8 protein-coding genes are annotated in these 7863 nt (G+C 68.7%); 7 read left to right on the forward strand and 1 reads right to left on the reverse strand.

Annotated features, from left to right (window positions below):
* A partial coding sequence (locus tag R1101_RS26510) for an NAD(P)-binding domain-containing protein (protein WP_051017524.1) occupies positions 1-927 on the reverse strand: 927 nt, incomplete at its 3' end.
* A gap of 131 nt (positions 928-1058) precedes the next feature.
* Between R1101_RS26510 and R1101_RS0111940 the strand changes: the two genes are divergently transcribed.
* The 7 genes from R1101_RS0111940 to R1101_RS0111970 all read left to right on the forward strand — a co-directional run bounded on the left by R1101_RS0111940 (position 1059) and on the right by R1101_RS0111970 (position 7703).
* Positions 1059-1949 carry an SPFH domain-containing protein gene (locus R1101_RS0111940; protein ID WP_016933660.1) on the forward strand — a complete coding sequence of 297 codons (891 nt, stop codon included), beginning with the start codon at positions 1059-1061 and terminating at the stop codon, positions 1947-1949.
* A 12-nt stretch (positions 1950-1961) separates the two neighbouring features.
* On the forward strand, positions 1962-2165 hold the full coding sequence (locus R1101_RS0111945; protein WP_016933661.1) for a hypothetical protein: 204 nt from the start codon (positions 1962-1964) through the stop codon (positions 2163-2165).
* A 6-nt stretch (positions 2166-2171) separates the two neighbouring features.
* Complete coding sequence (locus R1101_RS0111950; protein WP_016933662.1) at positions 2172-2855, forward strand: DUF2332 family protein; 684 nt, start codon at positions 2172-2174, stop codon at positions 2853-2855.
* Positions 2856-2978: 123 nt separating this feature from the next.
* Positions 2979-3710: an enoyl-CoA hydratase gene (locus tag R1101_RS0111955; protein ID WP_016933663.1), complete on the forward strand. Its 732-nt coding sequence runs from the start codon at positions 2979-2981 to the stop codon at positions 3708-3710.
* Positions 3707-4825 (forward strand): MBL fold metallo-hydrolase, encoded by a 1119-nt coding sequence (locus R1101_RS0111960; RefSeq protein ID WP_016933664.1) that lies wholly within the window; start codon positions 3707-3709, stop codon positions 4823-4825. The genes R1101_RS0111955 and R1101_RS0111960 overlap by 4 nt, the downstream gene beginning before the upstream one ends.
* Positions 4826-4877: 52 nt before the next feature.
* Positions 4878-7355, forward strand: a complete 2478-nt coding sequence (locus R1101_RS0111965) for an HAD-IC family P-type ATPase (RefSeq protein WP_026003181.1) — start codon at positions 4878-4880, stop codon at positions 7353-7355.
* A 63-nt stretch (positions 7356-7418) separates the two neighbouring features.
* Entirely contained in the window at positions 7419-7703 is a 285-nt protein-coding gene (locus tag R1101_RS0111970) for an antitoxin (protein WP_016933666.1), read from the forward strand.
* Positions 7704-7863: the final 160 nt, after the last annotated feature.

A 7863-nucleotide genomic window follows, 5' to 3' on the forward strand; every position in this document is an offset into this window, starting at 1 on the left:
GAGGGAACTCCGGAAACCGGTGCACCACAGAATGACGTCGACGTCGAGGGTTCGGCCGTCGCTCCACCGGACACCGGTCTCGGTGATCTCGGAGAACATCGGCGACCGCTCCAGTGCACCGCGTTCGCGTGCGGCGCGCAGCGCCGGGGTGAGGGGGAGCCCGGTGACGGAGACGACCGATCCGGGTGGCAGTCCGCGTCGCACCCGGTCCTCGACGAGCGCGACGGCGGCGTGACCCCGTGCGGACGTGAAAGGTTCGTCCCTCCAAGCGGGTTCGCGACGTGTCACCCAGGTGGTCTCGGTGACGCGGGAGATCTCGTCGAGGAGTTGCACCGCCGAGATGCCGCCGCCGACGACGAGCACGTGCTGTCCGGTGAACTCGTCGGCCGTCCGGTAGTCCTTGGTGTGCAGTTGCCGCCCGGTGAACTGCGCGGCCCCCGGATACCACGGGACGAAGGGCCGCTCCCACGTGCCGGTCGCGTTGACGATGCCGCGGGCGGCGTAGACGGCCGACTCGGTCTCCACGCGTAACCGGTCGCCGCGGTCGCATACGACCCGGACCGTGGTCGGGCGATGGACGGGGAGGTCGAACTCCTTCTCGTAGGCGGCGTAGTACTGCGGTACCGCCGACGCCGCCGGGACTTCTCCCGCGGAGGTGTCGACGACGTCCGCGAATGCGAGGCCCGGCAGGTCGTGGACGCCGTTGACGGTGTTCAGGGTGAGCGACGGCCAGCGGTCCTGCCATGCCCCGCCGGGGCCGAACGAGCGGTCGAGGACGACGAATCCGGTCTCGGGTGCGACTCCGAATCGCGTGAGGAAGTAGGCGGTCGACAGGCCGGCCTGTCCGGCGCCGATGACGACGATGTCCACCGGTGTCGCGTCGGCGGTGCGCGTGCCGGCAGCATCGAGTGCCTCGTCGGCGATCATCACGAGCCTCCCTGTCGGATCGTTGTCCTTCATCATGCCGCTCTCGCGGACCGTGCGCGGAGCGAACGCTGTCGGCCACCGAATAAATGTGATATCACTTTTATATCGCTTTGACTCTGGGAGGTAGGAACATGAATATCGTGCAATCACCCGTCACCACCGAGCGGCCGGGCGCCTCGTCCAACGGTTGGCCCGTACTGATCGCCGCTCTGGTCGCGGTCGCCGTCGGCGCCGGGCTGATCGGCTGGGGAGCGGTCGAGGTGATGGTTCCCCTGATCGTCGTCGGCGCTGTGATCGCGGTGCTCGCCCTCGTGTCACTCGCCGGACTCGTCCTCGTCGAGCCGAACGAGGCGCGCGTCCTCCAGCTCCTCGGCAGTTCGTACACCGGCACCCTGCGTGAACCAGGTCTGCGCTGGATGAACCCGCTCAACACCCGGCGCAAGATCTCCACACGCATCCGCAACCACGAGACCGGCAAGGCCAAGGTCAACGACGCCGACGGCAACCCCATCGAGATCTCGGCGGTGATCGTGTGGCAGGTCGAGGACACCGCGCGGGCGGTCTTCGACGTCGACGACTTCGAGGAATTCGTCGCGGTCCAGACCGAGGCCGCGGTCCGCCACATCGCCGGCTCCTACCCCTACGACGGTGCGCCGGAAGTGATGTCGCTGCGCCAGAACGCCGACGAGATCACCACCAAGCTCTCGGCCGAGGTCCACGACCGCGTGCAGTCCGCCGGTATCCGCGTCATCGAGACCCGCATCAACCAGCTCGCCTACGCACCCGAGATCGCCCAGGCGATGCTGCGACGCCAGCAGGCCGGTGCCGTCATCGCCGCCCGCGAGCAGATCGTCAAGGGTGCCGTGTCGATGGTCGGAACCGCACTGGCCCGCCTCGAGGCCGAACACACCGTCGAACTCGACGAAGAACGCAAAGCTGCGATGGTCTCGAACCTCCTCGTCGTATTGTGCGGCGACCAGAGTGCTCAGCCCGTCCTCAACACGGGATCGCTGTACCAGTAGGGATCATGCGGCATGCCCGAACGTAAGAAGGTGTTGCTGCGCCTCGACCCGGCAGTCCACGACGCGCTCGCGCGGTGGGCTGCCGACGAGTTGCGCAGCACCAACGCTCAGATCGAATTCCTGCTCCGGCGTGCCCTCGCCGATGCCGACCGGCTGCCGCGCGAGGTGGGCCGCATGCGCGGGCCCGGCCGTCCACGTGCCGACGACGAGGAGTGAGCAGACATGGCCGGCACGGCGCGAGGGAGAACTGCCACCGACGAGACGGGGCGCTACGCGGTGCTCCACCCGGCGGTCACCGAGGCTGCCCACCGCGCGGGAGCGACCGCGATCGGTCTGATCGATGTGGGGCGCCCCGCAGCCCTGAACCTGTGTGTCGACCGCGTGGGCATCACCTACAGCGACGGCCTGTTCCTGGGCGACCCGAATTCTTCTGTGCAGGAGAACTGTTCGATCGTCAACGGCGGGTCGGTCCCCGGCCGGGCGATGCCTCCGGTGGTCGCGCGCGTCGCGGTGACCCGCAACAGGCCCGACATCGAGGACGCTCTGTTCGCCGTGGATCCACCCCTCCGGTTCCGCGGCGACATCGTGGACCTGCTGCCCGAAGCGATCGCGGCCGTACCCGAGGACGCTCTGCCCGTCGTGACGACGACCTGGGCGCTGTCGCGTCTCCCGATCCCGCGGCGCCCGGCATTCGTCGACCGCCTCCGGGACGCCGCTGCGGGGCGGACGGTCGCATGGGTGTCGGCCGAGGGGGTGGGCGTCGCGCCGTCGGTTCCGACACTCGGCGATCGCCCTGCCTCCGGCCACAGCATCGTCGGCATCGCGCTGTACGAGGGGTCTCGGCAACGCGTGGATGCGGTGGCGCGCTGCTGGTCGCGGGGCCGGCTCCTCGACTGGTTCCATTGATGTCGGTGGTTCTACCCCCGCTCAGCGGTGCCGGACCCACCGAAATCGGATCAGGCGATCAGTGCACGCCCGAACTGATGGAATGATGCGGGGTGTTCGCTGACGAAGGGATGGGGATCGCACATGATCGGGATCAGCCGCGACGGCGACGTCGTGACCGTGGAACTGCAACGCGAGGAGCGCAGGAACGCGCTCAACACGCAGTTGTGCGTGGAGATCCGCGAAGCGGTGGAGAAGGCCGTGGCCGACGACGCGCGGGTCATGGTGATCACCGGACGGGGCACGAGCTTCTGTGCCGGCGCCGACCTCTCCGGCGACGTCTACGCCGAAGGATTCACCGACAGCCTCGCCGAGATGTTGCGCACCATCGTGGAAGCCCCGATCCCGGTGATCGCGGCCGTCAACGGCCCCGCCATCGGTGCCGGCACCCAGCTCACGCTGGCCGCAGACCTCCGGGTCGTGGCTCCCACCGGGCGTTTCGCGGTACCCGCTGCACGACTGGGCATCTCGGTCGATCGCTGGACCGTCCGGCGACTCGCCTCGCTCCTCGGCGGAGGTCCTGCGCGCTCCGTCTTCCTCGCCGCCGAGCCCGTCCACGCCGAAGAAGCCCTCGCGCGCGGACTCGCCAACCGCATCGGTGACCTCGCCGACGCTCAGGCATGGGCGCGCGAGATCGCGAAACTCGCGCCGCTGTCGTTGCATGCGATGAAGTTGTTCCTCAACGACGACGGCACCCGCGACGAGGCCACCCCCGAGCAGACCGCCGCGCTCGCCGCGGCGTGGCTCAGCGAAGACGTCCAGGAAGCCCGGCTCGCTCGTGCCGAGCGCCGCGACCCGATCTTCCGCGGACGATGAACATCCGGTCTGCGGTCTCCGCCGCCCTCGCGGGCGCGGGCACGCTGTGGGTCGCACGCGCCGTGAACGGGCTGCCCGGTTCCCTCGGCGCCTCGGTCTCCGACATCCGCCCCTACGCCGCCGCGTCGCCCCGTTACCGCGGCGGTCGGTTCCACAACACCGATCCGGCGTCCGTGCTCGGCCCCGAGGCGGCGGGCGGTTTCGCGAAGGACCTGCTCACTCGCGGATCCCGGGGGAGACCTCGCGCCGAGGTGCCGTTGTCGCCCTATCTCGCTCCGGTCGACGCGGCAGAGCTCGCCGTGACGTGGTTCGGGCACTCGAGCACGCTCGTGGAGGTCGACGGTTACCGGGTGCTGTGCGACCCGGTGTGGAGCGAGCGGGTCTCGCCGTCACCGACCGTCGGCCCGGCGCGCCTGCACCCGGTGCCGGCCGAGTTGCAGACCCTGCCGCGCCTCGACGCGGTGGTGATCTCGCACGACCATTACGACCATCTCGACAGGTTCACGGTCGAGAGTCTCGCCGTGCTGCAACCGACCGCCCGCTTCGTCGTACCGCTCGGTGTGGGCGCGCACCTGCGCAGATGGCGGATCGCCGAGGAACGCATCGTCGAACTCGACTGGGACGAGCACGTCGAGGTGGACGGGCTGCGCATCACGTGCACCGAGGCCCGGCATTTCTCCGGACGCGGTCTCCAGCGCAACATCACCCTGTGGTCGTCGTGGGTGTTCACCGGACCGACGCGTCGGGTGTTCTTCGGCGGCGACAGCGGCTACACCCCGCGGTTCGCGGATGTCGGCGAAGCCTACGGCCCGTTCGACTTCACGCTGCTGCCCGTCGGCGCCTACGACAAGCGCTGGCCCGACGTGCACATGAATCCCGAGGAGGCGGTACGCACGCACCTCGACCTCGGGGGTGTCGACCGGCGCGACAGCCTGCTCGTCCCGGTGCACTGGGGAACCTTCGATCTCGCCTTCCACGCCTGGTCGGAACCGGTCGCCCGGCTGCTACCCGCGGCGAGGGAGTCGGAGGTGACCACCGCGGTGCCGATGCCGGGGCAACGGATCGATATATCCAAACCCGTCGCGGTCGATCCGTGGTGGCTTGCGTCGAGCTGATCCACCCGCCACGACGCCGGTTGTTCGCTTTCGTACCCTAATCTGGTTCGTCATGGCAGTAGAAGAGCCCCCGACGGTGGTGGGAACGGGCGAGGCCCCTGTCCTCGTACCCGACCACGCAGCCACCGGGCTGTCCACCGAGCAGGTCGCCGAGCGGGTCGCGCGTGGCCTCACCAACGATGTACCCGACCGCGCGTCCCGATCGGTCGAGGACATCGTCCGGGCCAACGTGTTCACGCGGATCAACGCGATCCTCGGGGTGCTGCTGCTGATCGTGCTGGCCACCGGTTCGATCATCGACGGTATGTTCGGCCTGCTGATCATCGCGAACAGCGGAATCGGCATCATCCAGGAGGTCCGCGCCAAGCGCACCCTGGACAAGCTCGCCATCGTCAGTCAGACGAAGCCTGTCGTGCGCCGGGGCGGCACCGCCGCGCAGGTCGCGCCGCACGAAGTGGTGCTCGACGACATCATCGAACTCGGCCCCGGCGACCAGCTGGTCGTCGACGGTGAGGTGGTCGAGGCCCAGGGACTCGAGCTGGACGAATCGCTGCTGACGGGCGAGGCGGACGCCGTGCACAAGGTGCCCGGGTCGACGGTGATGTCGGGCAGCTTCGTCGCCTCCGGCTCCGGCTCCTATCGCGCCACGAAGGTGGGCCGCGACGCCTACGCGGCGCGACTCGCGGAAGAGGCGAGCAAGTTCACCCTCGTGAAATCGGAACTGAACGCGGGCATCAACAAGATCCTGCGTTTCATCACCTACCTGATGATTCCCGCGGGTCTGCTGATCATCTACAACCAGCTCTTCTCCAGCGGCGAATCGCTCGGCCCCGCGCTGAGCGGCATGGTCGCCGCCCTCGTGCCGATGGTGCCCGAGGGGCTCGTGCTCATGACGTCCATCGCGTTCGCGGTCGGCGTCGTCCGCCTCGGACGCCGGCAGTGCCTCGTGCAGGAACTGCCGGCGATCGAAGGGCTCGCGCGCGTCGACGTGGTGTGTGCCGACAAGACAGGCACGCTGACCGAGAACGGCATGCGCCTGGCCGACGTCGAAGTCGTCGACGGGAGCGACCTCGACGAGGCCGGCGCCGCCCTTGCTGCGCTCGCGGCCGACGATCCGCGTCCCAATTCCAGCGTCCTCGCGATCGCGGAGGCGTTCCCCACCGCCCCGGGCTGGGGCGAGCCGACGGCCGTGGCACCGTTCTCGTCGGCGAAGAAGTGGAGCGGGCAGTCCTACGGCACGCACGGCAACTGGTTGCTCGGCGCTCCCGACGTACTGCTCGATCCGGGCAGCGAGCCGGCGCGACGCGCCGAGGAACTCGGAGCCGGCGGGTTGCGGGTGTTGTTGCTCGCCTCCAGCGACCGCCCGGTCGACGCGGTGGATGCGCCCGGCACGGTCACGCCCGTCGCGCTCGTCGTCCTCGACCAGCGGGTGCGTCCGGACGCGAAACCGACCCTCGAGTACTTCGCGGGCCAGCATGTCGACGTCAAGGTCATCTCCGGCGACAACGCGATCGCCGTCGGCGCGGTCGCCTCGTCGCTCGGCCTGCCGGGAAGCACATCTCCCGTCGACGCGCGTTCCCTGCCGGAGGCCGAGAACGAACTTGCCGACGTCGTCGAAGGATCGACGACCTTCGGCCGGGTCCGTCCCGATCAGAAACGCGCCATGGTCGGCGCCCTGCAGTCGCGCGGACACACCGTCGCCATGACCGGCGACGGCGTCAACGACGTCCTCGCCCTCAAGGACGCCGACATCGGAGTCGCGATGGGATCGGGCAGCCCCGCGACCCGCGCGGTCGCACAGATAGTCCTGCTCGACAACAAGTTCGCGACGCTGCCCTACGTGGTGGCCGAGGGTCGCCGGGTGATCGGCAACATCGAACGCGTCTCCAATCTGTTCCTCACCAAAACCGTCTACTCGGTGCTGCTCGCCTTCCTGGTGGGTATGTCGGGCGTGCTGTCCCAGGTGTTCGACTTCGAACCGTTGCCCTATCCGTTCCTGCCCCGGCACGTGACGATCGCGGCGTGGTTCACCATCGGCATCCCCGCTTTCCTGCTGTCGCTGGCCCCGAACAACGAGCGGGCGCGCTCGGGCTTCGTCTCCCGGGTGATGCGATTGGCGATCCCGTCCGGTGTCGTCGTGGGTGTGGCGACCTTCGTCTGTTACGTGCTCGTCTACGGCGGTCCCGACCAGACCGAGCAGCAGAAGATCCAGGCCGGGACGTCTGCTCTGATCACGTTGCTGATCATCGCGCTGTGGGTGCTCGCCGTGGTGGCCCGCCCGTACCAGTGGTGGAAGATCGCCTTGCTCGCCGGTTCGGTACTCGGATACGTGATCCTGTTCTCCGTGCCGTTCACGCGGGAGTTCTTCGCTCTCGATCCGTCGAACGTCGCGTACACGACGATCGCGGTGACGTGCGGCCTGATCGGAGTCGTCCTCGTCGAGATCCTGTGGTGGGTGTCGGGCCGTCTGCACGGTGAGCACCGCCGCCTGTTCGCGGCCCCCGACGATCTGCTCCCGGGCGTACACTGACTCGGAGCACATGGTTCGGTGTGCCCGGACCCACGGCACTCTGCACGAGGGAAGGACCGCGCTATGGGTTTCATGGATTCGCTGAAGGGCCTTGTGAACAAGGGCAAGGACTACGCCGAGAAGAATCCGGACAAGGCCGACGGTTTCATCGAGAAGGCCGGCGACCACGTCGACGGACGTACCGGCGGGAAGTACGCCCAGCACGTCGACAAGGCGCAGGACGCCGCCCGCAAACATCTGGGTACCACCGGTAATCCCGTTCCGGGAGCGCAGCCGGAGCCGGGCGGGCAACCGGGTCCCGAGGGCGGCCCCGGTCCCGAAGCGCAGCCCGGTCCGCGTCAGCCCTGATCACGACAGGTGCGGCAGCACCGATCACGGCAGGTGCGGTAGCACCGCGTCACCGAAGGTGTCGATGAACGGACGCTGCTCCGGGCCGACGTGATGCAGGTAGATCTCGTCGAAGCCCAGATCGGCGAATTCGCACAGGCGGTCGACGTGTTCGGCCGGG

This window comes from Rhodococcus sp. R1101, from assembly GCF_000278445.1.
Taxonomy (GTDB): Bacteria; Actinomycetota; Actinomycetes; order Mycobacteriales; family Mycobacteriaceae; genus Rhodococcus; species Rhodococcus gordoniae.